Here is a 22994-nt window from a genome sequence, read left to right as displayed (position 1 = left end):
GCATGAACCCCTGGATTTCGCAGGGGTGCAACGTGCGGGGGTTCCCCCTTCGACACCGATCTTGGTGGCTTTTCACCAACATCATCTACGAGCGGGCACACTGCCAGACCCGAGTGGGTGACTACCCGGTCAGCAGCGCGCATAGTCGGGGCATCAGCGCCGTCGGCGCGGACCGCTTTGCCCGGAACCGGGAACTCAAGGCTCCTGCCAGGCGGACGCGTCCAGCGGACGCACTCCCGCCATCCAGCAACGCCACCGCGAGCGCATCGGCCGACTCGGCGTCAAGCCGCTCCAGCGCCTCCTTCAGCGCGCCTCCCCCGGCCCAGGGTGTGCGCCATTCCTGGGCGGCGAAGGCCGCCGCCATCGCAGCCACGGTCTGCGACGGCACCGCGAGCCCGGCTTTCGCGTACGCGAGCGCGGCTGCCGCCGGAACCGGAGCCGCCCCGTCGGTGGCCGCCGAGCGCAGCAGATCAGCGCACGCGGCACCCTCGTGGTGCGCGATGCCCAGCAGCAGCGCGGCCCGGACCGTGGGGTCGGACTCGACCGCCCATCGGCCGCGCAGCGCCTCCAAGGTGTGCGGCCCGCAGCGGCCCAGCGCGTAGGCGGCGCCCGCCCGGACCTCCGGGTCCGCATCGACGAGCTGCGGCACCAGAGCGCCGCTGTGGGCGGCGATCGCGTCTCGAACCGCCGGCAGGTCCGGGCCGTTGCTCTGTTCCGGGTCGGTTAGCATGCCGAGGGTGACGAGGAGTTGTCCCCGATTGTGTACGAGGAGAAACCGTGCCGGCCCTCGCCGGCGGCCTCTGGATCCGGGTCGGCCATCGCCCGCAGAATGTCCGGCGCCTCCGTGGCCGGGCCGTAGGCCCCCTCGTACGCCGATCAGTCGATCTCATCGAGTCCCACGAGCAGCGCGCCAATATAGAGGCCCGTTCCCGTATGCCCTTCGCCGGTAACGGTCATGCTGTGGCGACTTCCTGACGCCTAACCTCATTCAGGCGCCGTCCGCCTGGCGTCGCTGACTCTGATGCGGGCGCCAGGGGCTTGCCTACCGCGGAGGCACCAGCCGAAGCGGCAGGACGCGAAGCTACCCCCTGGCGCCGCGGTGCGCCGCGTCAGCGGCACCTTGATTGGTCCGGAGCACGTCGGCGATCCACCCGACCAAGCGTACGGCCGTTGATGCGGCGTACCGGACTGGCTACGCTATCCGCATGCACACACGTTTTCGGCGTGTGTGCTGGGCGTGGGGGTTCAATCCCCCCTTCGACACTGATCTTGGTAAAGGTTCACCAAGATCCGTTACATCTCGACACACGAGCTGACCCGAGCGGGTGTTCACCCGGTCGGGTATTGGTGTGTCCCGGTCGCCGTCCGGCAGCGACGATGAGCGACGTGCCGCGCGACATCCCGGCCCCGACCGAACAGATGATCGCCGCGCTCATCCCGGCACCACTCCCCCGCAGCCGGCCTTCCCGGCCACCCCTGCCACGCCTGCCCGCGCCGCGAACCCTGGCCGATCCCGCCGAACCACAGCTCGACGTCAGCCGACTCGACCCGTCCGGCCGGATCTCGACCCGCCCGCTGCTCCGCCTGCTGCACTGGACGCCCGGACACCGGTTACGATTCGACGCTTTCGAGCACACCATCACCGCCACCTCGAGCCGGACCGGCACCGCCATCAGCGCCAGCGGCCTGCTCGCCATCCCCGTGGCCGTCCGGCACCTGGGCCGGCTGGCCACCGGTGACACCGTCGTCCTCCTCGCCGATCCCGCCCATGACCTCCTCGTCATCCACCCAGCGCGCATCGTGGCGCGGCTGCTCACCGACCGCCTCGGCGGGGCCGATGCCAGCTGACCGCACCCGGCTCGACGCGGCCTGGACAGCCCTCGCCGAACTGGGCGTCACCCTCGACGACCTGCAGCAAGACGCCCGGCCGCCACAACCTACCGTCGAGGCATACCTACCCAAGGTGGTGGCCGCCGCGGGCCCCGGATCCCGACGCGCCTACCGCACCTATTGGACCCGCATGGCGATGACCTGGCGCGACCGGCCCATCGACACGATCACCGCCACCGAGGTCCAGGCGATGCAGGTCCAGGCCGCCGAACACGCCACGGCCCGGCGCAACCACCGCGACGGCCGCTACGCCGGCGAACTCTTCCTCGCCGCCGCCCGCGCCTTCTACAACCGCGCCATCGCCGACAACCTCATCAACGCCACCGACAGCCCAGCCCACCAAATCGGCAAACCCCGCCGACTCCCCAGCACCCGCCGCGCCCTCACCTATACGGAGCTCGCCGACATCAACCAGGTCGCCCGTACCACCGGCAACGACCCAATCCTCGACGCCCTGCTCCTGCGCCTGCACACCGAGACCGCCTGCCGCCGCGGCGGCGCCCTTAACCTTCGCCGCATGGACCTCGACACCGACCGCGGCCTGGTCCTGTTGCGCGAGAAGGGCGGCACCACCCGATGGCAACCGATCAGCCTCGACCTCGCCACCCGCCTCGCCGAACACGCCCGAATCCGGGGTGCAGTCCTGCCGACCGACACGTTGCTGCGCTACCGCAACGGCAGACCGCTCACCGGCCGCCGGTACGACCACCTCTGGCACCGCATCGGCCACCACCTGGCCTGGGTCGCCGCTCACGGCGTCACCGTCCACTGGCTACGCCATACGACCTTGACCTGGGTCGAACGCCACTTCGGCTACGGCATCGCCCGCGCCTACGCCGGCCACACCGACACCACCGGACCAGCCACCACCACCTACATCCGCGCAAACCTGCAAGACGTCGCAAAAGCACTCGCCGCCATGACCGGCCAACCCCACCCCCTCGCCATGGCCGATCACGGGTCGACAGGTACATCTACATCGACTTAAGCACCCTGCCGAACCACTCATGCGCCGTGGAGAGCAACGCGCCGATCGCGGCTCCGCGCATCCAGGTCGACGTCATTTAATACACGGAATGAGTACGCCGATCGGCTAATTCGTCGGGACGAAAGACCCAGACCGTCGCTCCAGACGGCCCCGAATGGGCGCGTTTCCCGCATCGAGACCGGCCACCGCGCGGGTATGCCGACAGTGCGATGACCCGCTACGCTGAGCGGCACGATGGTGACCGATCGAAGGGCTCCCGCCAGCATCGACGCGTGGGAGCTGACGGGCCTCCCCGGCCGGCTTGACGTTGCTGCGTACCTCACCGCCGACCAGCACGCCACGCAGTACCGGGTGATCGTGGATGCCCTTCTCGACGCGCAGGAGCACTCGCTTACCGGGGTGGGCCGCGACGAGCTTCTCGACCGGGTCCGCGGGCGCGTCGCCGCGGTGGCCGACCTGGCGACGGCCGAACGCTTGACCCTGCCGGACGAGTTCGACCTCGAGGCGCGGATGCGTACCCTGCACGCCTGGGGCGTGGTAATCCGCTGGCAGGACAAGGCCAAGACAGAGGCCGACTTCGTCCGTACCCGCGACCGGTACCAGCTCACCGCCGCTGCGGCCGACCTCCACCGATGGCTGCGGCGGAAGATCGACGAGGACGCGGTGGCGACCAGTGCGGCGGCATTCGCTCCGGCTGTCATCGCCGACCGGCTCGACGAAATGCTCCTGGCGCTGGCCGACGCCGACCATCTTCTCGCGGCGCAGGCGTGGGCGCAGGTACGTACGACGCTCGCCGACATGGCGGAGGCGGCGGCGGTCTGGCAGTCGCGGATGGCCTCCGCGCTCGCCGGCGCGCCGGACACCGACAAGATGCGCCATCTGCGGGAGACGATCCTCGCGTACATCACCGTGTGGGGTGCGGGCGTGGACACGTACAGTCCGCGGATCCGCGGCGCCATCGAGCGATTCGCTTACGTCACCGACCACGACTGGCGGGCGCTCGCCCTTGCCGGGGTCGACGTCGACGCGTCTGAGGACGTGGTCGAGGCTATCGTCGCCGGACATCGTGACCTGGCTGAGCTGCTGCGTGGCTGGTTCGCGGGGCGCGACGCCCAGTCTCAGCGGCTGCGCCGTCAAGTTCGCGACGCGGTCGCGCCGTTGCTGCGCGGCTCGCGGGCTTTGCTGTCGTCGGGCGGCAGCGTCACCCGGCGGGCGGAGCTGCTGCGGGTGGCCGCGGCGGTGGAATCGGCCCCGAGTAACGCCGAGGCATGGCGGGTCTGGTGCGCGGCGACGGGGGTGTGGGCGGCGCGGCACCTGCCTGGTCGCCCGCCAGAGCCGGCCGACTCGCCGCCCCGGACCTCGTTCTGGGTGGCGCCACCGGTTCCCGTCGAGCTGACGCTGCGCAAGCGGGGCGCGAAGTCGGTGCGGGGCCGGGTCGCACAGGTTCCGGACCGGCGCGCGGCGCGGCGGGCCGCGCGCGAAGGCGCCGCGGCGGACCGGGCGGCGTCCAAGGTCGCCGAGCAGGCCGTCGCGGCGCGGTCGGGGCTGCACCTGTCCCAGTGGACGGCACTGACGTCACGCGCCGAGGCGGCGCTCGTATGGGAACTGCTAGCGGCGGTGCTGCGACAACCTCCCGACAGCGAAGGTGTGCGGCTGGCATACAGCCGCGACGCACGGCTGCGCGTGGTGGCGTTCCCCGCGCCGCCCGACCAGCGCTCCGCCGTGCTTATCCTGCCAGATGGGCGGATCGCCTGCGAGAACTGGCGCCTGGACGTGACCGCCGCGTGAGCAGCACCGTGCCGGATGCGGACCGTCGGCAGGACGCCCAGACGGCGTTCGTGACGCTGCTGACCCATCCGCTGCTCACAGCCCGGGCCAACCCCGCCGAGATGCGGTTACTCCTGCCACACCGCGCACGCCTCGCTGAGTGGGCTGCCCGTCTGGGGTACCGGTTGGTCGTCAACGCGGGAGTCATCCGCTTGCACCGCGACCCGGCTGGCTCGCAGCGTACCGCGGCGCCGCCGCCGCTCGACCCGCCGCCGCGCCGTGATCTCGTACTGCAGCTCATCGCAGCGGCGGCCTGCGAAAGCACCGATGAAACCGTCACGATCCAGGAGCTGTCCGATGAGGCGCGAGCGCTGTCGGTGAGCCCGGCGAGCCGCATCACGCCGTACGACCCCGACCGGCGCGCGGAGCGGCAGGCGTTCCTGCGGGCGCTGGACCGGCTGGCCCAGCTCGGGGTGCTGGTCCGACGAACCAGCGACGAGGCGCTGCTGCGGCAGTGGGAGACGGACGGGACCGGTGTCGGCGGCGGCTATGAGGTGGACCGTGACGCCCTGCTGCAGCTGAGCGACCCGTACACGGTGGAACTGGCGCTGCGGCCGGCAACCGGGTCAGCCGAGGACGCGGAAACCACCCGGACCGCCACCCGCACACAGCGGATGCTGCGAACCCTGGTCGAAGACACGGCGCTGCTCTACGCCGACCTTGTACGGCCGGACGCCGAATACGCGCGCAGCCAGCGGTCGTGGCTTGCCGCACAGGCGGTCGAGATGACCGGCGGTACCGTCGAGATCCGCGCGGAGGGTCTGCTGCTACGGCTACCGGAGGACCGGCCATCGAGCGCGGCTGCCGTGCCGGCGTTTCCAGTGGCGACCGCACCGTCGTGGTTTGCGCTGAAGGCGTTGGAGGCGGCGATCTATCGTGGCCAGGCGCCGGATGATGACGGCAGGATCCATCTGCCGGCGAGCAAGATCGATCGGCTTGTCATCGACCTGTACCAGCAGCACCACGCTGCGTTGACCGAGGCACTGGCCGGCTCGCCGGACCGCCTGCGATCAGTGGTGGAAGACCAGCTGGGCGGCCTGGGCCTGATCCGGCCGGAGTCTGATGGGTCGTGGCTGGTCCTGCCGACCGCCGGCAGGTTCCGCGATCCCGTGGCGACCTGGCAGCCGGCGCTCACCGAACCGGGCGACGGGGAGGGGCCGGCGTGACGACGGACGCGCAGCTCGTCGAATGGCGCGACGCGGCCACCAGCGGTGGGCTGCCCCAACCGTACCGCCGCGACCGATGGCAGCCGCTGCGCGCCGGCGTCGTGAACCTGTGGGAATACGACGCCGCGGAGGTCTGGTACGCCGACGGCCGCATGCAGCTGCAAGGCGCGAACGAGTCCGGCAAGTCGACCCTGATGACCCTGACCACCCTGCTGCTGCTCGCCGGCGACACCGGAAGCCGCAATATCGACACGCTCGGCGAGTCGGGCAAGCGGTTCCGGTACTACGTCGAGCCGTCGGACCATCCGCTCGACCGCCGCGACGCGACCCGACAGAAGCACCGCGGCTGGGCCTGGCAGGAGTACGGCCGGCAGACCGACGGCGACCCCGAGTACTTCACGACCCTGCTGTTCGCGGAGGCCCGGCGCACCGACGCCAGCCTGAAGACACACTGGTGCACCCTGCACGGCCGGCACCGGGTGCGTGCCGGCCTCACCCTGCTGTCCGCCGGCCTGGTCGCCGAACCGCAGCAACTGCGCGACATCGAGGGATTCGTGCTGCACCGCACCGGCGCCGCCTACCGGGAGGCGATCGCCCGCACCATGTTCGGCACGGCGAGCGACTTGCTCGACCAGGTGGTGCGGATCCTGCGAGTGGTGCGCACGCCGAAAATCGGTGACCGGCTCGACCTCGCGTTCCTGACCACCGCCTTCCGCAACGCGCTCCCGCCGCTCGCCGAGGACGAGATCCGCCAGCTCGCCGAGGGCTGGGACCAGCTGGAACGGCTGCGCAGCGATCGCGACACCGCCGAGCAGGCACTCGCGGCGGTGGAGGAGTTCACGCGCAAGTCGTGGCGGCCTTGGGCCGACGCGGTGATCCGAGCCGCCGCCGACCCGGTGACTGCCGCGGTGACCGCGTTCGACAATGTCACGCGGGAGGAGCGCCTGGCCCGCGAAGCCGCGTCCGCGCTCGAGCGGCAGGTGACGGAACTGGCCGCGCAGATCACGGCCGACGACGTCGCAACTGCCCATACGCGGGCAGAACTTGAAGCACTGCAGCAGGAACAGGCATACCAGGATGCGGTGACGGCGATCGCCAACGCGGACCAGCTCGCAGAGCGGGCCCGCGAAGCGGTCAGACTCGCGCAACGCAGCGAGCAACGGGCGCGTGACACCATTGCGAAAGTCGGGCCGGCGCGGGTCGCCGCGGAGACCGCGGCCACGGACCTGCGCGAGGGCGAAGCGTCGGTCGACGCTGCCGCCAACCGTGTCGCGGCCGAAGCGGAGCCAGCCGGTCTGACGGACGTGGCCGCCCGCTTCCTGCCCGGCCGGGACACCGCGCGGCTGGACCAGGCCGCCCGGCGACGCCAGGCCGCGGTGACCCGGATACTGCAGCTGCTCGACATCCAGGCGGACGCGCAGCGGGCCCTCGACGAGGCGGTTCGCGTCGCGACGCAGGCACGCACGGAAGCGACCGCGGCCGCCGCGCTCGCCGACACCGCCGGCGAGGAGGTCACCCGGACGATTGAGGCCGTCGCCGCGGCGCTTGGCGCCTGGGCGGCGCGACTCCCGGATGTGGCGCGCCCGACGCCGGAGGCCGTCGAGGCGTGGGTGGGCCTCGTCTCCGGCCTGGCCGACGCGGACCGGCCGCGCCCAGTCGTGGCCGCAGCCATCGCGCGAGACCACCTGGACAGCATCCGCCGGACGCTGCAGCAGCGCTCCGCCGAGCTGGCCAGCCAGCTCCAGCAGAACACCAGAGCCCAGCAGGACCTCACTGCGCGGCTGGCCGCAGTCGAGCAGGAGCGGGACCCGCGGCCCGCCGAACCGGCATTGTGGCGCCGCCGTGACCGGCCCGATGGTGTTACCGACGGCGGCGCGCCACTGTGGCGGCTGGTCGAGGTGATCGACGACGCCGATGGCACCGACGTGGCGACACTCGAGGCGGCGTTGGAGGCGAGTGGTCTCCTGCAGGCGTGGGTCACCCCAGACGGTGCGTACCAACTGGAGCGCGACGGGGCCGACACCGTTTGGATCGCCGGTGACCGCGCAGCACCGGGGATTTCTCATACGCTTCGGGCGGTGCTGCGTCCGGCCGACGACGCGGGCGTCCTCACCGACACCGTCGACCGGCTGCTACGGAACACCGCCTACTCCCCCACGCCCTCCGCCGCTCCGGCACTCAGCCCCGACGGGCAGTGGTGGCACGGCACGCTGACCGGCCGCGCCATCGGCGTCGACGGCGGGCCGCGCCTGCTCGGCGCGGCGGCCCGAGCGGCGGACCGGCGCCGGCGCATCGTCGGACTCCGCGCAGAGCTCGCGGACTTGCGGGCCACGGCAGAGGCCATCACGAACGAGCTTGCGGACGTGGACCAACTGCTGGAACGCCTCGCCGAGGCGGCCCGCCTCGCACCCGACGACGCCCCGGTTGTCGCCGCCGTGCTCACCCTGCGCCACGCCGAGCGGGAGGCGGAACGGCTCGCTCGCAAGGCGGCGGATGGCGAAACCGCCGCCCGCGACGCCCAGGACCGCCTCGACGGCGTGGTTGCCGACGTCGTCACGCATGCCGACGAACACCGCCTGCCCCGCCGGCCCGGCGAGGTGGAGGCGACACGGTTAGCGCTGTACGACTTCGCCAGCGTCGTGAGCAAGCTCGCCGACGCCGTCGGTCGGCTGCCTCGGCTACGTGAGATCGCGGTTCAGTTCGCCGGCGCGTACGACGAGGCCGAGCGTCTCGCGACGACCGCCCAGGAAGACGCGGAGACCGACCGGGCCGAAGCGGAACGACTGCAGGTGCAGGCCGCCGCCGCGGCCTCCGCACTGGCGCAGGACGCCCAAGAGATCCTGGCTCGGGTGGCAGACCTGCGCAAGAACCTCGGTCAACTCGAGGGGCAGGTCAAGCTGCTTCGGGCCGAGCGAGACCAGGTGCTGAGCCGGCAGTTCAAGGCACAGAGCACGCTCGAGTCCGTCGAGGAGCAGCGCAGTGCGGCCGAGGCCGAACGGCAACGGGCCGTCGACTCCTGGTTCGCCTGTGTGGACGCCGGCCTACCCGCGCTCCGCCACCTGCCCGACCCATCCGCCCGGAACGTCACCGCAGCGCGCGAATCGGCACGAGCCGCCCGCGCCGCCATCCACCCCCGCGACTGGTCCGACGAACCGCAAGTCGTCGCGAAACGGGTCCAGGCCCGCTGGGCATCGATGGTCGACACGGCGCAAGAGCTGCGGTCACGGCTGGAATCGTTGTCAGGACGGACGGTACGGACGAAGCCGGCGGACGAGGACGACCCCGGGGCCGTCGACGTCGTGGTGGACGGCACAGGCGCGGCGCTGCCGCCGCCAACCGCGGTCGACGTGCTGGCCCGGCTGTTGGAGCGGCTCAGCAACGACTACGACGAGGAGCTCAGCCGGACCATTAACGAGTTGCTCGGCAGCACGTTCATCGAACACCTGCGCGACCGGCTCGTGGAGGCCGAGCGGCTGCGCACCGACATCAACGCCAAGCTGGCCCAGACCCCAACCACCACGTCGGGCCTGATCCTGCGACTCGTACGCGCACCGGTCGAGGGCGAGCGGGCGGCCAACGACGTGCTCGCCGCGCTGGAGCGCGACTTTGGGCTGCTTCCGGCCGGCACGCAGGATCAGATCCGGCAGTTCCTGTCCCGCCGCATCGGCGACGCGCAAGAGGCCGCCCGCGCCAGCGGCGACGCCGACTGGCGGGCGCAGCTGGAGCGAATCCTCGACTACCGCCGCTGGTTCGAGCTGCGACTGGAGTACCGCACCGCCCAGGCCACCGCGAACGGCGCCATCGGTTGGCGACCGCTCAACCGCGACGACCACTCGCTGCTGTCCGGCGGCGCGAAGGTCGTCACACTGCTGCAGCCGTTCGTCGCGGCGCTGCACGCAATGTACGACCAGTCCGGCATCGGCCCGCGCATGATGTGGCTCGACGAAGCGTTCGACGGCGTCGACCCGGCCAACCGCGCCACCATGCTGCGCCTGCTCGCCGACTGCGATCTCGATTGGGTGGTGGCCGGCCCGGCGACGATCGCGAACACGCCCACCGTCCCCATGGCCGCCATCTACGAGGTACGCCGGGCACCGCGCCCGTTCCCCGGCGTCAGCCTAGAGCTGGCCGTGTGGGCCGGCGGCGAGCTCACGCATCTGGTGACACCCGACCCAGCGGACCTGCCCGACCTGTTCTCGGAGCTGCAGACATGACGGCGGTACCGGACGGTCTGCTCGATTGGGCGCGGCTGCCCGGCCCGACGAAGGTCCTCGACCGGACGCGCCGCCGGCTCGAAGCGGGCGGCAGCATCGCAGGCAGCCCGCTGCCGGTGTCGCTGACACCAGCCGAACGCCGCGACGTCGGCCGGCTGCTCGGGTCCGCATGGGAGCTGTCGCAGCGTGCCGTGCCCCTCCGTCAGCTCGCTGAACGGATTGAGGAACTCGGAACCGACCTACCGAGCCTCCTGACCGCCCTGCATGGCCCATTGGTCGACCGTCCGGCGGAGCGCGCCGCCCGCCGCTCCGCCGCCCAAATGGAACGCCGGGCCGCCGCCGAGGAGCTGCGGGCCGCCGGCTTGCCCGACGACGTGATCAACGGTTGGATGTCGGCGGCGGCCCTGCCCGCAGCCGGCTCAGGCCGCCTGCACCGGCTAGCCAGTCAGGCCGCCGCGGTGCTGCGGACTCTGCCGGCCCCCGGCGACACAACGCTGTTGGCGGTTCTAGCAGCCGACGCACTCGACGATCCGCACGCACTCGATCGCGACACTCGACTCGGCGCCACCGTCCTGCGGCTCGCCCACCGCGGCGAGCTACCCGACTCGGCACGGCGAGAGGCGGAGGCATGGCGGGCGGCCTGGGAACACCTCGGAGTGGTCTGCGACGAGCTGTCGTCGCGCGTGCTCGTACTCAACCTCGACCTGCGCGGCGACGCTGCGGCTACCCACCTTACCGGCGCGGCCGGCGCGGAACCGGTCTGGCTGACCTGGCGCTCACTTCGTGGCACGTTCACCAGCCCGGCGACGGATGTGTACGTCTGCGAGAACCCAGCGGTGCTGGCCGCGGCCGCCGACCGCCTAGGCGTGAGCAGCCGGCCGTTGATCTGCACAAACGGCAGACCGACCTGCGCGGCGCGCCGGCTCATCGCGGTGCTCGCCGCGGCCGGCGTGCGGCTGTGGATCCGTGCGGACGACGACCCGGCCGGCCAGCAGATTGTCAACGAGGTGCACATGATCGCGCCGGCCGCGCAGCTCTGGCGGTACGAACGGCGCGACGCGACTGACGGCCAGCGCCGCTACGAAGAGCAAGACCTGCCTCTGCTGTTGGCAGACCTCACGGCGTCCGACTGAGCACCGAAGGCCGCGAGTCACGCGACGCTTCCAGCAATCGACGCCGGCGGTGATGTGCGACCGTGGCCTCGACGCGTTGGTGCGCTTGGACAAAGCCGCCCGGGACGCAGCAAATACCCAAGATCTGTACGTTCCAGCAGAGGGTAGAGGGCGCGATCGCGGACAACGTTGAGACCGTTGACTTCGTCAGGACTCCCAGCTCCGCAGGACGGACGTGCGGTCCAAGCTCCTGGCAATCGGGCTCATGCAGTCATGAATTGCCGACTTCCTCGAGCGTCTGGTTGTCCGCCCGGATCAGCCGACGCGAGCGCACATCGATGTCAAGGCGATGTGGGAGATCGGGGCGAAAATGGCCGACCCTTGCCTGTTCTGGAGATTGAGCACCTCTACGAGCGGTTGCTCATCGGCTGCGACGGCAGCACAGACCGGTGAGCCGAGTGCCCTGTCCGTCGTTACATACGACGGACAGGGGGCCGAGACGCGTCACGACTCGTCCGACTGCAGGCGAGGCTCGGCATCCCCCGCGTCACCGGCAACATCTCGCGTGTCGACGAGCTCGACGAGTGATTCGTTGCCTGCAAGGCCGCCGGAGAGCAGGTCAACGTGGGGTACGTCGTCGACGGCGAAGGCATACCGGGCGATCAACAGGTCCTTGAAGGCTTCGATGTTCGGCGTGTCGGTCGGCGGGAAGATGCGCCAGCGTCGTCGGCCGACAGCGTGAATCGCACCTCTCATCGCCGCCTGCAGTTCCTTGGGCCTGAGGGCGGTGAGCGGGATGACGCTGGACTGCGGCGTCTCGGGTTGGAATGCGAGTTGGTCGGCTTGGGCAAGGTTCTGGCTGGGTCCGTCCAGCAGCCCGGCTGAACGGACGCGGATGGTTTGTACCACGTTGAAGGTTGCGAGCAGAATCTGCCAGTCCAGCCAGCCTTCGCCGCGGAGTTGCCGAAATCCCGCGAGCGTGTCGGGGTCAGCGAGTGCCCGGGGGAGGGTCTGGTTCAGCAGCCTCGGGAAAAGCTCGTAGTTGTCGCGGATGTGCGCAAGCCCGGCAGCGCGATCGTACGTCGGACCTGGAGTGGCCGGCGGAGCGAGCGGTTGCGCCGGACTCGGCCGGTACGCTGGACCCTGAAGTGGCTCCACGGCGACCGTGGCAAGGGCGACGTAGTGGTTGGCGTCCAGAAGGCCAGCGAGTTCGTCGTAAGGGCGAGCGACGTGGAGCTTGTGGGTCGCGCCACCGGCAAACGCCTGCTCCACGCTCGCCATGAACTGGTCCTGAGGCCGAGCGCTGAGATTCGCAAGCAGGTAGACCAATGTGGAGGCGAGTTCGAGGTTCAGCTTCTCTGGATCGGCCGATGGGTCGTACGGGCTCAGGATGACGGTGCACGTCACCGCCTCGTTGTTGGGTTTGAACTTGACGTTTCCGGTGTCGCCCAACGGCGTGCCCACGAGCACGTCGACGTGGATGTCCTGAGCCAAGAACAGAGGATCGCCGGCGCGAGTTCCACGATCAGAATCTGAGCACCTGCCACGAAACGCTCGGCTGCCAGGACACCGTATTGGTTGTTGAGACAAGTCACGAACCAGGTCGTTCCGAGCGCGGAGAAGGTGAGCGTTCGCCGCGATCCCAGGTCGCCGAACGGCCGTCCGGCCAACTGTGCATCACACTCGGCCACGAGCGTCTCCTCGGTGAGGGAGAATTTAGACCGGACCTCGTCGGCGATCTCGTCAATGTCCCGTTCGTAGTCGGTCTTGCCGAGCGCCTTACGCAGTACCGGCAGGATCTGCGGTCGAAGTCGCTCCGCGGTGAGCAGGGCGGTGAGCGTGTGGAAGTCGATCTTCTGCAGGATCGGCGGAACATCCTGCCGCGAGAGCTGCTCGGCGAGCACGCGGCCAGGATATGGCGGCGGACCGTCACCCAGTCGTGCCAGTGGCCCTGCCGATGCAGGAACGTCTGCATGCCCCACGCGAGATACTGGGCTTCGACATGCCGCCCTTCGCGCACGGTCCGAGCGATCAGCGCCCGCAGCACCGCCAGTTCGGCGCTCATCCAGGCAAGCGCGGCGTCGTGGTCGGCCAGCGGTTCCTCGACGACCTGCTCGTCAACGGCGGGGCAGCGGGCCGAACCGGGGCGGCACACGCCGCGGCTGCAACAGCCGATCCGCCCGCGGCGCCGCCTGCATGTGGTAATCGACGAACCGGTGCCGGGCCCGCTCGATCTCGACCGGGCCGTCGAGCGTCGCGGCCAGCTCCGCGGCGTACGCGGCCAGCAACTCGTGCAGCCCATACCGGCCCGGCGCGGGCTGCTGGAGAAGGTGCGCGGTGGTCAGCTCGGTCAGTAGCGGGCGCGTCCGATGGACGGCCACGCCGAGTATGCTCGCGGCGGCGCGTACGCCGACGTCAGGTTCGGTGAGCGTACCCAGGAGCCGGAACAGCCGTGCGGCGTCGGGGCTGAGCGTCCGATAGGACCAGGAGAACGCTGCCCGCAGGTTGGTGACCGGATCCGCGCCGCCCAGCGCCTCCAAGCCACCGTGGACGTCGCACAGTTCGCTCGCCGTGACGGCGAGGGGGAACGCCGGGTTCGTGACGGCCCGCGCCGCCACGATCGCCAGCGCCAGCGGCAGCCCGGCGCACACGGCGACGATCTGGTCGACGGCGTGCGGCTCGGCTGTCACGCGGTCCGCGCCGATGCGCCGGGCGAGGAAGTCACGGGCCTGCTCGGCGGGCCACACGTCGAGCGTCAGCGACCGGGCGCCTTCGGCGGCGACCAGGCCCGGCATCGCGTTGCGGCTGGTGATGATCGCCAGGCACCCGCCGGCTCCCGGCAGCAACGGCCGGACCTGGTGCACGTCCCGTGCGTTGTCGAGCAGGACCAGCATCCGGCGTCCGTGCAGGAGGCTGCGGTACAGCGCCGACTGGGCGTCCACTTCGGACGGGATGTCCCGTGGCGCGACGCCCAGCGCGTCAAGAAAGCCGCGCAGCGCCCGCTCCGGACTCATCACGTCCGCGTCGGCGCTGAACCCACGGAGGTTCACGTACAGCTGCCCGTCGGCGTACTGGTCGACGACCTGGTGGGCCCAGTGCACTGCGAGGGTCGTCTTGCCGACCCCGGCCATCCCGCCGATCGCGCCGATCACCACCGTGGCGGCCACGTTCGCGTCGCCGTGCAGCGACAAGGCGTGCGCCAGTACGGCCCGGCGCCCGACGAAGGTGGCCGGATCGGCCGGCAGCTGCGCCGGGCGTGGCCGTGGCACCGGTGGCGTCTGGGCCGTCGTTCGTGCGGCCGGCCCGCGCAGAACGGCCGTGTACGCGGCCGTCAGCTCGGCTCCCGGATCGATGCCGAGGTCATCGGCGAGCCGCGCGCGTACCCGTTGGGCGACGGCAAGGGCCTCGGCCTGCTGACCGGCCTGGGCCAGGGCCAGCACGAGCCGCGCCTGTACCGGCTCGTCCAGCGGGGCCCGCACCGCCGCCTCCTGCAACACTGGCAGGAGACGGTGCGCCAGTCCGGCGGGCAAGCCCGCGTCGGCGGCCTCCCGCACCGCGGTCAGGAATTCGCGCTCGCACGCCGCGAAGACCGGGTGCGCGCGTACCTCGGCGTCCAGCCCGGCGGCGCACACCCCGTGCCACAGCTCCAGCGCCTCGGCGAACATCGTGGCGGCGCGCCCCGCGTCGGTGGCCGTCGTGTGCCGCGCGCGCTGGATCAACGCACGAAAGCGCAGCACGTCGACATCGCCCGCGACGCAGACCAACCGGTACCCGCCCGCGGATCGCAGCAGCCACCGGCCCGGCGCCCGCACCGCCAGCTGCGGCTCCAACAGCCGGCGTAGCACCCCGACATGGCGGTGCACCACGTTCACGGCGGTGTTCGGCGGGTCCACACCCCACAGCACATCCACGATCACGTCGAGGCCGACCGGTTCACCGGCGCGTACCAGCAGCAAGGCCAGAAGTGCCCGCTGCTGCGGCGAACCCAGGTCGATCTCGTCGTCGCCGCGCCATACGCGTACCGGCCCCAGCACCGAGAACCGCAGCTGCGGGGCGCTGGCATCGGGCCGGATGGACGGCGACGCGGGCGCCATGGCCAGCCGGCTCCCGTTGCTGTTCGCGGTCACGGGACTGACGCTAGGCAGCCGGCCACCGGCAGCGCCTACGTCAAGTGACGTAGATTCTGCGCACCGCCCGCCAAGGCCGCCGCCAGCTCCGCCCGCGAACGCACCCCCAGCTTCGGGTACACGTTGTACAGATGGGTGCTAATCGTACGCGGCGAGACGAACAGCCGGGCGGCGATGTCGCGGTTACTCAGCCCGTCCGCCGCCAGCTGTGCGATCTGCATCTCCTGTGGGGTCAGCCGTTCGCGTACTTCAGTCGGGCGCCGCAGCGTCTCACCGGAGGCCCGCAACTCCCGGCGGGCCGCCTGCGCCCACGGTTCGATGCCCAACGCCTCGAACGTCCCGGCGGCCTGACGCAGCATCGGCCGGGCGGCGGCCGGTTGGCGTACCCGGCGCAGCCAGATCCCGTACGCCAGAAGGACTCGCGCTCGTGCCCACGGCCAGCGGGCCGCGTCACCGGCCAGCGCCGCCTCGAACAGTCCGCCCGCCGCCGGATCTTCGCCCGCCAGCAGCGCCCGTACGTATGCGAGGTCCACAGTCAAGGCCATCGAACGACTGACCGCCGCGACCTTCACCATTTCGTCGTACAACGCCCGCACCGCATCCATCCGATCGCTGCGCATGCCCGCGTCGGCCAGGTAACCGAGCAGACCGAAGGGCGAATACAGATGAAACGCCGGATCCGCCGGATCGAAGATCCGCACGAGATGGTCGTACGCCTCCTCCGCCCGGCCGTCGGCCAGCGCGCGCAGGCCACGAGCCTGCTGCACCAATGCCAGCATCGGATGCGCACCGATGGCCAGGAACATCTCCTCGGCGGCGTCGACCTGTCCGGCGACAGCGGCCCCGTCGCCCATCAACGCGAGCGCCTGCGCGTGGATCAGCCCCGACGTCAGGCCCCACAGCGCCGCACCCGACTCGCGGGCCAGGTCGCGGCATTGCGCCGCGGCGGCGGCACCCAGCCGCACGTCCCCCCACTGGACCGCCGCCGAGGCCTGCATATTCAGGGCCTGCACCAGCACCGCGATCCGGCCTGCGCCGGTCAGCCGGGTGATCGCGTCGTCGAGGAAACCGCGGGCGAGATCGATCGCGCCGATGCCCAGCGCTCCCGTTCCCAGATGCAGCAACTGCTCGGAATCGAAGTCGGTGCGCCCGGCGAGCCCGCGCATGTGCTCCGCGCAAGCAGCAGCCCGGCTGACGGGTTCACACAGCGCGATCGTCGACAGCATCAAGGGTTCATCGGGCGTCATGGTCAGTTGCTCGGCTGCCGCCACCACGGCGCCGCGGACCGTCTCGTCCGGATTGGACCACCAGGCGCGCACTCCCAGCGACGACAACCAGTGCATGGCCGGCTCCAGCTGCCCGTCCGCGGCCATCCGCAACGCGATGTCCGCCGACGCGACGAGCCGGGCCGCACCCGACCAGCCCATGCTCATCCGCGTCTCGCGCAGCCACGCCAGCTGATTGCGAGCCGCCGGCGCGAGGCGGCTCTCGTCGATCACCGCGACCAGCCGGGACGTCGCCGCCATGTCACCGGACTCCGCGTACTCAAACGCCGCCGCGACCAGTCGTCCGTTGCGTACCACGGGATCGGCCGACAGCCGCGCTGCGCGTTCCCACGCCCGCGCCGCCTCATACGACGCACTGCGGTGGTTGTAGCGGTGCGCCGACTGCTCCAGCTCGTGGGCGATCGCATCGTCCGGGCCGAGAGCGGCCGCCGCCCGGTGCCAGATCCGCCGGTCACCGTCGGTCACGCACTCGGCAAGCGCCGCATGGATACGCCCGCGCAGCACCAGACCGCACGCCTGGCGGATCGCAGAGCGATGCAGCGGATGCGCGAAACGCACCCGGTCGGCAGCATCGACGACGAGTACGCGAGCCGCCACGGCGGGATCGAGGTCGTCCGGCGAGAGGGGGCCGTCGGCGACTGCGGCAGCGGCTTGGAGGATCTCCGGAAGGCTGTCCCCGTCGTCGAGGGCCGCTACCGACAGCAGCGTTCTCGTACCGGCCGGCAACGCGGCCACCGTGTCACCGAACACCGACTCCAACCGGGTCGTCAGCGGCAGCCACGCCGGCAGCAGCGCGTCCGCGCCGTACCGGGACGCCACGGCGGACAGCTCGACCAGTCCGAGCGGATTGCCGGCGGCTTCGGTGACGACCCTCGCCCGCAAGTCGTGGCCGAGACCGGGTGCGTGCGCGGTCACCAGCGCGTCTGCGTCCTCATCGGACAGCGGACCGACCGCGAGCAGGTCGATGCCGACCGCGCGCAAACGGTCGCCGGGATCGGCTTCGTCGCGTATCGCAGCGAGCAGTACGACCGCGTCCTGGGCCAGCCGCCGCCCGACGAAGGTCAGCACATCCCAGCTGGGCCGGTCCAGCCACTGCGCGTCCTCGACGACGAGGACCAGCCGCTGATGCTCCGCGGTGGCCACCAGCAAATCCAGGACCCGCCAAGCGATCCGGTACGCGCCGTCGTCCGGCCCGGCGAGCAACGCCGCCACGTCGTTGTCGTCGGCCAGACCGGACAGCAGCAGACGCAATGCCGCGTATGGCAAACCGAACTCGGCTTGCACACCCGTCACCGTCAGCACCAGCATTCCCGCTTCGCGGGCTTCGGCGGCGGCCGCGGCCAGCAGGGACGACTTACCCACACCCGCACCACCGTGGACGATCAGCGCACCGCCGTGCCCGCCGTCATCGGTCAGTAGCCGCCGCAGACGGCCCAGTTCAGGTGCACGACCAATCACGACGCACTGTCCTCTCACCGGTGCCCGGGTCGCGTACGCCCTCGTTGAGGTCGTCGGCTTGATCGGCGATCAGGCTCCGCCATAGTCTCACCGCGACCGCCGGTCTACCAGGAGGCCCTATGCCGACGCCGTGGGAATGCTGGCCTTGCATCTTGCGCTCACAGACCGCGCAGTACACCGCGCCCTTGAATAGGTAGGGATGGCGGCTGCGGTACTGCTGCCGCGGTCCGCCCAGGCGGTCGCCGCGTCGCGCGAGGATCGCCTGGGCCTGGTCGAATATGTCCCGATCGATGATCGCAGGGTGACCCGGCACGTCTGACTGCACCCAGCGGTCCCGGTCGTTCCAGCGCATCACGCTGGTGTGCCCCATCGCGACATCGTCAACGTCGAGGAGTATCTCGTCCGTACGCTGCTTGTTCCAGACCTGGAATCCCGTGTACCGCGGATTCTTCAGAATGGTGCGTACCGCGCTCTTGGACCAGGCGATGCCGCTGCGGTGGCGGTTGCGGACCCGGTCGTACGCAGACGGGCACGGGATGCCGTCCCGGGCGAACTGTTCCGCGATGACGTACAGCCCATATCCGGTGATGAACATCGCGAAGATCCGCTGCACGGTCGGCGCTGTGGCCGGATCCGGTTCCAGGCCGTGCAGCCGTTTGCCGTCGGCGGCCTTGGCCGGATTCGGGTGCGGGCCGAGATCGCGCAGTGCGTAGCCGTACGGTGGCCGCCCCCCGAGGTAGCGGCCCTCCACCCGAGTCTGCGCGGTCATGGCCGCGCGGACCCGGAGCCTGATCCGGTTGCGCTCGCCCTTGCTCATGCCACCGAAGACGGACATGACCAGTTCATGCGCCTCGTTCTGCGGATCGATCGGGCCGCCGACCTCTGGAACCCACAGCCGCACACGGAAGTGCTCGAACAACGGCAGCGTCAACCCAAACTGGTTGCCATAGAAAGCACGGTGCGGCTCACCGATCACAACATCGTCGAATCCCCGGCCCGGATCACGCAACGCTTCGAGCAATAGCTTGGCGTCGGGCCGGCGCCGGACATGGTGCGCCATTGCGAAGTTGCCGGTGACCTCTACCGGGCCGACGGCAACGACACGGATATGCGAAGGCTCTCAACGAGGCCGGAATCGGGTATACGTACCTCGGCGACTACGCCGGAGCACTCGAGAACTGCACGGCGGCGCTGCCATCTTCGAGCGGTCGGGTGACCGCCACGGTGAAGCGGCCACGCTGGACAACATCGGCTACGCCCACCATCGCCTCGAGAATCACCACACTGCCATCGGCTTCTTCACGCGAGCGGTGCAGCTGGACCGGGAGGTCCGTGACCGGCACGGCGAGGCGGAGACGCTGACCCACCTCGGCGACGCGTACCAGGCCAACGCCGACGGCGCCGCCGCCAGCGAACACTGGAGGGCTGCGGAGGCAATCCTCGTCGAACTCGGCCACCCCGACGTCGACGGCGTCCGAGCCAAACTCGCCGCGACGGAGCCACCGTCGTAACGGTGGTGCTCTTCACAGGCTGGTGATCAGGCCGCCGTCGATGACGACGTCGGTGCCGGTCACGTTTCCGGCTCGATCGCTGGCCAGCAGCAGGACCAGGTCGGCGACCTCGTCCGGCCGGGTGAACCGGCCGGTCACCGAGTCGCCGGCGGCCTGTTTCGCCACCGCGTCCGGGTCGAGGCCGGTGGCGCGGGCCACGGTCGCCGCGACGCCGCCGTCGCCGAGCCACAGCGGTGTGCTGACCGGGCCCGGGCTGACGGTATTCACCCGGATGCCGTGCGGGCCGACCTCCTTGGACAGCGCCTTGGAGAAGCTCAGCAGCGCCGCCTTGGCGGCGCTGTAGTCGATGACCAGCGGGTCGGGCAGCCACGAGTTCACCGAGGCGACGGTCACGATCGTGCCGGCGCCCCGGTCGAGCAGCAGCGGCAGGGCCGCGCGGGTGGCGCGGACCGCGGCCAGGAAGTTGATCGTCAGGGCCGAGGTCCAGTCGTCGTCAGTGACGGACAAGAACCCGCCGGTGCGCGGCTGGACCGCCCCGACGTTGTTGACCAGGATGTCCAGGCCGCCGAACGCGGACGCCGCGGCCCGGATCAGCTCGGCCGGCCCGTCGGGCGTGGACAGGTCCGCCTCCACCGGATGCACACCGCCATCCGCGGCGAGCTCGGCCAGCTCGGCGGTGATGTGACGGGCGCCCGCCGCGACGCGGACGCCCTCGCCGGCCAGGGCCCGCGTGACGGCCAGCCCGATGCCCTTGCCGGCGCCGGTCACAACCGCGGCCTTGCCAGTCAGGTGCAGTTCCATGACGACATCCTCTCGTGGGTCGGCCGACCCCGGCGTGGAATCGGTACGCCGGAGTCGGCCGGTCGTGCTCAGGCCAGGAAGGCGAGCAGGCGATGGGTGAGCTCGGCCGGGTGCTCCTCGTAGATCCAATGGCCGGAGTGCGCGATCACGACGCCAGTGACGTTGTCCGCGTAACCGCGGACCTGGGTCTCCTCGGCCTCGCCGAGGCTGTTGCTGGCGCCGATGGCCAGGACCGGCATGGTGAGCTTGGTCTCGGCGTACCGGGCGTTGTCGGCGATGTCGGTGGGGAAGGCCCGGAACCAGGCGAAGCTCGCCCGCAGATGGGCGTCGTCGCGCAGGTACTGGGCGAATTCCCGCACCTCCACCGGTCCGATGCCGTCCTTCTGGACCTCGAGGGAGTCGGTGAACCGGTCGACCCACACCTCTTCCCGGCCGGCGACGAGCTGCTCAGGCAGGCCGTTGGTCAGGGCGAAGAAGCCGAAGTGCCAGGCGCCCGGGCCCTGCGCGGTCAGGGACGGGAAGCTGTACAGGCCTTCGTCCGCGATGGGCGCCTCGCTGAGGACCAGCTTCCTCACCTCGCCCGGGTGGGCGGCGGCGTAGGCGTAGGCGACCATGGTGCCGATGTCGTGGCCCACCAGCCGGATGTCGCGGTTCAGGCCGAGCTGGACCAGCAGCCCGTGAATGTCGGCCGCCATGGTCTTCTTGTCGTAGCCCCCGGCCGGCGCGTCGCTGCGACCGGCACCGCGCAGGTCGGGCGCGATCACCGTGTAGTGCCTGGCCAGCTCGGGCAGGATCCCGCGCCACTCGTACCAGGTCTGCGGGAATCCGTGCACCAGGACCAGGGTCGGGCCGTGGCCGCCGCGCACGTAGTTGATCCCGACGTTGCCGACCAGGGCCCGCTGCTCCGTGAACCCGTACGGCACCCGGTGTTCCCGGCCGGCGGCGGCGGTGCCGTCGCCGTGGGCCGCCGCCGCGGTCGGCGCGAGGAGCGAGAGCACCGCGGTCGCGGCCAGCAGCCAAAGGTGGCGGGGCTTCACCGGGCGGGCCCTCATACCCCGTGCTCCTTCAGCCAGGCCAGGCTGGCGTCGGCGACGTCGCGCCAGCCGCTGTCGATGGTCAGCGAGTGCGCCCGGTCCGGGAACTCGAGGATGTCGGTGACCGCGCTGGAGTGCCGGTACTGCTTGAGGGTGGCGCGGGTGACGGCTTCGGGCACGGTGTGGTCCTTGCCGCCCATGATCAGCAGCAGCGGGCCGCGGGACTCGTTGGCCGTGTCCACCTTGGCCGGTGAGTGCGGGTCGAAGTTGGCCGCAGCCGCTTCGAAGAGCGGCTTGCCCGGTGCCGGGATCGTCCATCGCTCGTACAGCTCGTCGGACTCGGCCTCGGAGACGGCGTTGCCGAACGCGAACCGGAACTGCTCCGCGGTCAGCGAGACGGCCCGGTGCCGGTTGCCGGGGTTCTTGAACACCGGCAGCGTGGCGCGCAACGCCGACAACGGCACCGGCAGCACGCCCTTGATCTGCGCCGCGTCGATCGCGATCGCGGCGGCCGCCTGGTCCCGGCCGAGCAGCTTCTGGGCGATCATGCCGCCGAAGGAGTGCCCGATCAGGATCGGCCTGGTGTCGAGCCCGTCGATGATCTTCGCGTAGTGCTCGACGACGTCGTCGATGCCGTAGTCGGCGACGGCGTCCGGGTTGGTGCGGGTCGCCTCGACCGTGTCCGCGTCGCCGGGCCAGCCCGGCGCGGCCGGGGCGTAGCCCGCGCTGCGGAACAGGTCGATCCACGGCGCCCAGGAGGCGGCGTGCAGCCACAGCCCGTGGATGAAGATGACTGGTGTGGGGGTACTCATGCTGGACTCCTCAGGTCTGTTGGGGTGGCGGGCCGACGACCCGCAGGCTGAACGCTTCGGCGGACGCGATGATCGCGCCGATGTCGAACGACGCCGGCGCGTCGTCCACGTGCGCGACGGGCGTGCCGTTCGAGCGGAACCACTCGTCGATGCCGGCCGGGGCATACACGACCGCCATCCGGGACCGCGGCGAGCGGACCAGATAGCTGTGCGGCACGCCGCGCGGGCCGTACGCGACCTGGCCGCCCTGCAGGTCGTAGCGGGCGTCGCCGACGAAGAAGCTGATCTCACCGTCGAGCACGACCCACACCTCGTCCTCCCCGTCGTGCACGTGCAACGGTGGAGCCTGACCCTTCGGGTCGTCGAACTCGAGTACGCTCACCGCCCGGTTGGTGGCGGCGCCAGGCACCAGGATGCGGGCCTGGCCGCCGAGGAACCAGAACGGTTCCCCCACTCCGGGAGGCGGGAACAGCGAATCGGTCATGATGATCGCTCCTTGATTCAGCCGGTCGTCGCGCGGGACGCGGCCCGGACGAGGTCGACGACGACATTCGGGTGCGTGACGAAGTACGCGTGCGAGGCGCCGGCGATCTCGACCGTGTGCGAGCCGGCCCGGCCGGCCATCGTCCGCTGCGAGGCCGGCGGGATCGCCTGGTCCGCACCGAACACCGCGTACCAAGACGGGATGGACCGCCACCCGGGCGGGCCGGACGGGAGCCGAGCGCGGTCAGCGTGACCGGGCGCTGCACGGCCGCCATCGCCAGCGCC

The 22994-nt window shown here is 71.0% G+C and carries 19 protein-coding genes; 7 read left to right on the top strand and 12 right to left on the bottom strand.

Annotated features, from left to right (window positions below):
- Positions 1 to 121 precede the first annotated feature (121 nt).
- Positions 122 to 730 carry a HEAT repeat domain-containing protein gene (locus ABD901_RS34545; RefSeq protein ID WP_345133389.1) on the bottom strand — a complete coding sequence of 203 codons (609 nt, stop codon included), beginning with the start codon at positions 728 to 730 and terminating at the stop codon, positions 122 to 124.
- Positions 731 to 1377: 647 nt separating this feature from the next.
- On the opposite strand from ABD901_RS34545, the gene ABD901_RS34540 reads away from it, so the two are divergent.
- The 6 genes from ABD901_RS34540 (at position 1378) to ABD901_RS34515 (ending at position 11218) form a co-directional block, all read left to right on the top strand.
- On the top strand, positions 1378 to 1848 hold the full coding sequence (locus ABD901_RS34540; RefSeq protein ID WP_345133387.1) for a hypothetical protein: 471 nt from the start codon (positions 1378 to 1380) through the stop codon (positions 1846 to 1848).
- Positions 1838 to 2878, top strand: coding sequence for a tyrosine-type recombinase/integrase (locus ABD901_RS34535; RefSeq protein WP_345133385.1), 1041 nt, complete (start codon positions 1838 to 1840; stop codon positions 2876 to 2878). Before ABD901_RS34540 ends, ABD901_RS34535 begins: the two co-directional genes overlap by 11 nt.
- A gap of 234 nt (positions 2879 to 3112) precedes the next feature.
- Positions 3113 to 4666 (top strand): DUF2397 domain-containing protein, encoded by a 1554-nt coding sequence (locus ABD901_RS34530; protein WP_345133383.1) that lies wholly within the window; start codon positions 3113 to 3115, stop codon positions 4664 to 4666.
- Positions 4663 to 5871: a DUF2398 family protein gene (locus tag ABD901_RS34525; RefSeq protein ID WP_345133381.1), complete on the top strand. Its 1209-nt coding sequence runs from the start codon at positions 4663 to 4665 to the stop codon at positions 5869 to 5871. Before ABD901_RS34530 ends, ABD901_RS34525 begins: the two co-directional genes overlap by 4 nt.
- The gene (locus ABD901_RS34520; RefSeq protein WP_345133379.1) at positions 5868 to 10085 is read left to right on the top strand and encodes a TIGR02680 family protein; all 4218 of its coding nucleotides are present in this window, start codon (positions 5868 to 5870) and stop codon (positions 10083 to 10085) included. Before ABD901_RS34525 ends, ABD901_RS34520 begins: the two co-directional genes overlap by 4 nt.
- Positions 10004 to 11218, top strand: a complete 1215-nt coding sequence (locus tag ABD901_RS34515) for a TIGR02679 domain-containing protein (RefSeq protein ID WP_345133378.1) — start codon at positions 10004 to 10006, stop codon at positions 11216 to 11218. The genes ABD901_RS34520 and ABD901_RS34515 overlap by 82 nt, the downstream gene beginning before the upstream one ends.
- 483 nt (positions 11219 to 11701) lie before the next feature.
- On the opposite strand, the gene ABD901_RS34510 is transcribed toward ABD901_RS34515, so the two are convergent.
- The 6 genes from ABD901_RS34510 to ABD901_RS34485 form a co-directional block, all read right to left on the bottom strand.
- Positions 11702 to 12691: a hypothetical protein gene (locus tag ABD901_RS34510; RefSeq protein ID WP_345133377.1), complete on the bottom strand. Its 990-nt coding sequence runs from the start codon at positions 12689 to 12691 to the stop codon at positions 11702 to 11704.
- On the bottom strand, positions 12601 to 13101 hold the full coding sequence (locus ABD901_RS34505; protein ID WP_345133375.1) for a hypothetical protein: 501 nt from the start codon (positions 13099 to 13101) through the stop codon (positions 12601 to 12603). Before ABD901_RS34505 ends, ABD901_RS34510 begins: the two co-directional genes overlap by 91 nt.
- 213 nt (positions 13102 to 13314) lie before the next feature.
- Positions 13315 to 15324, bottom strand: a complete 2010-nt coding sequence (locus ABD901_RS34500) for an AfsR/SARP family transcriptional regulator (RefSeq protein WP_345133373.1) — start codon at positions 15322 to 15324, stop codon at positions 13315 to 13317.
- A 35-nt stretch (positions 15325 to 15359) separates the two neighbouring features.
- Positions 15360 to 18068, bottom strand: coding sequence for a helix-turn-helix transcriptional regulator (locus tag ABD901_RS34495; RefSeq protein WP_345133371.1), 2709 nt, complete (start codon positions 18066 to 18068; stop codon positions 15360 to 15362).
- Positions 18049 to 19128 (bottom strand): recombinase family protein, encoded by a 1080-nt coding sequence (locus tag ABD901_RS34490; protein ID WP_345133369.1) that lies wholly within the window; start codon positions 19126 to 19128, stop codon positions 18049 to 18051. Before ABD901_RS34490 ends, ABD901_RS34495 begins: the two co-directional genes overlap by 20 nt.
- Before the next feature lie 97 nt (positions 19129 to 19225).
- Positions 19226 to 19351 (bottom strand): hypothetical protein, encoded by a 126-nt coding sequence (locus ABD901_RS34485; protein ID WP_345133600.1) that lies wholly within the window; start codon positions 19349 to 19351, stop codon positions 19226 to 19228.
- Here ABD901_RS34485 and ABD901_RS34480 point away from each other — a divergent pair.
- Positions 19307 to 19579, top strand: a complete 273-nt coding sequence (locus tag ABD901_RS34480; protein ID WP_345133591.1) for a tetratricopeptide repeat protein — start codon at positions 19307 to 19309, stop codon at positions 19577 to 19579. The genes ABD901_RS34485 and ABD901_RS34480 overlap by 45 nt on opposite strands.
- Before the next feature lie 12 nt (positions 19580 to 19591).
- On the opposite strand, the gene ABD901_RS34475 is transcribed toward ABD901_RS34480, so the two are convergent.
- The 5 genes from ABD901_RS34475 to ABD901_RS34455 all read right to left on the bottom strand — a co-directional run bounded on the left by ABD901_RS34475 (position 19592) and on the right by ABD901_RS34455 (position 22895).
- Complete coding sequence (locus tag ABD901_RS34475; RefSeq protein ID WP_345133367.1) at positions 19592 to 20380, bottom strand: oxidoreductase; 789 nt, start codon at positions 20378 to 20380, stop codon at positions 19592 to 19594.
- 68 nt (positions 20381 to 20448) lie between these two features.
- Positions 20449 to 21432 carry an alpha/beta fold hydrolase gene (locus tag ABD901_RS34470; protein WP_345133365.1) on the bottom strand — a complete coding sequence of 328 codons (984 nt, stop codon included), beginning with the start codon at positions 21430 to 21432 and terminating at the stop codon, positions 20449 to 20451.
- A complete protein-coding gene (locus ABD901_RS34465; RefSeq protein ID WP_345133363.1) occupies positions 21429 to 22226 on the bottom strand; it encodes an alpha/beta hydrolase in 798 nt (265 codons plus the stop codon). The genes ABD901_RS34470 and ABD901_RS34465 overlap by 4 nt, the downstream gene beginning before the upstream one ends.
- A 10-nt stretch (positions 22227 to 22236) precedes the next feature.
- On the bottom strand, positions 22237 to 22710 hold the full coding sequence (locus ABD901_RS34460; RefSeq protein WP_345133361.1) for a cupin domain-containing protein: 474 nt from the start codon (positions 22708 to 22710) through the stop codon (positions 22237 to 22239).
- A gap of 17 nt (positions 22711 to 22727) precedes the next feature.
- Entirely contained in the window at positions 22728 to 22895 is a 168-nt protein-coding gene (locus ABD901_RS34455) for an alpha/beta fold hydrolase family protein (RefSeq protein WP_345133598.1), read from the bottom strand.
- Between the last annotated feature and the right edge of the window lie 99 nt (positions 22896 to 22994).

The sequence above is a fragment of the Dactylosporangium darangshiense genome (assembly GCF_039537565.1).
Taxonomy (GTDB): Bacteria; Actinomycetota; Actinomycetes; order Mycobacteriales; family Micromonosporaceae; genus Dactylosporangium; species Dactylosporangium darangshiense.
The sequence above is the reverse complement of the archived record's forward strand: the minus strand, read 5'-3'. Positions and strand labels throughout refer to the sequence as shown.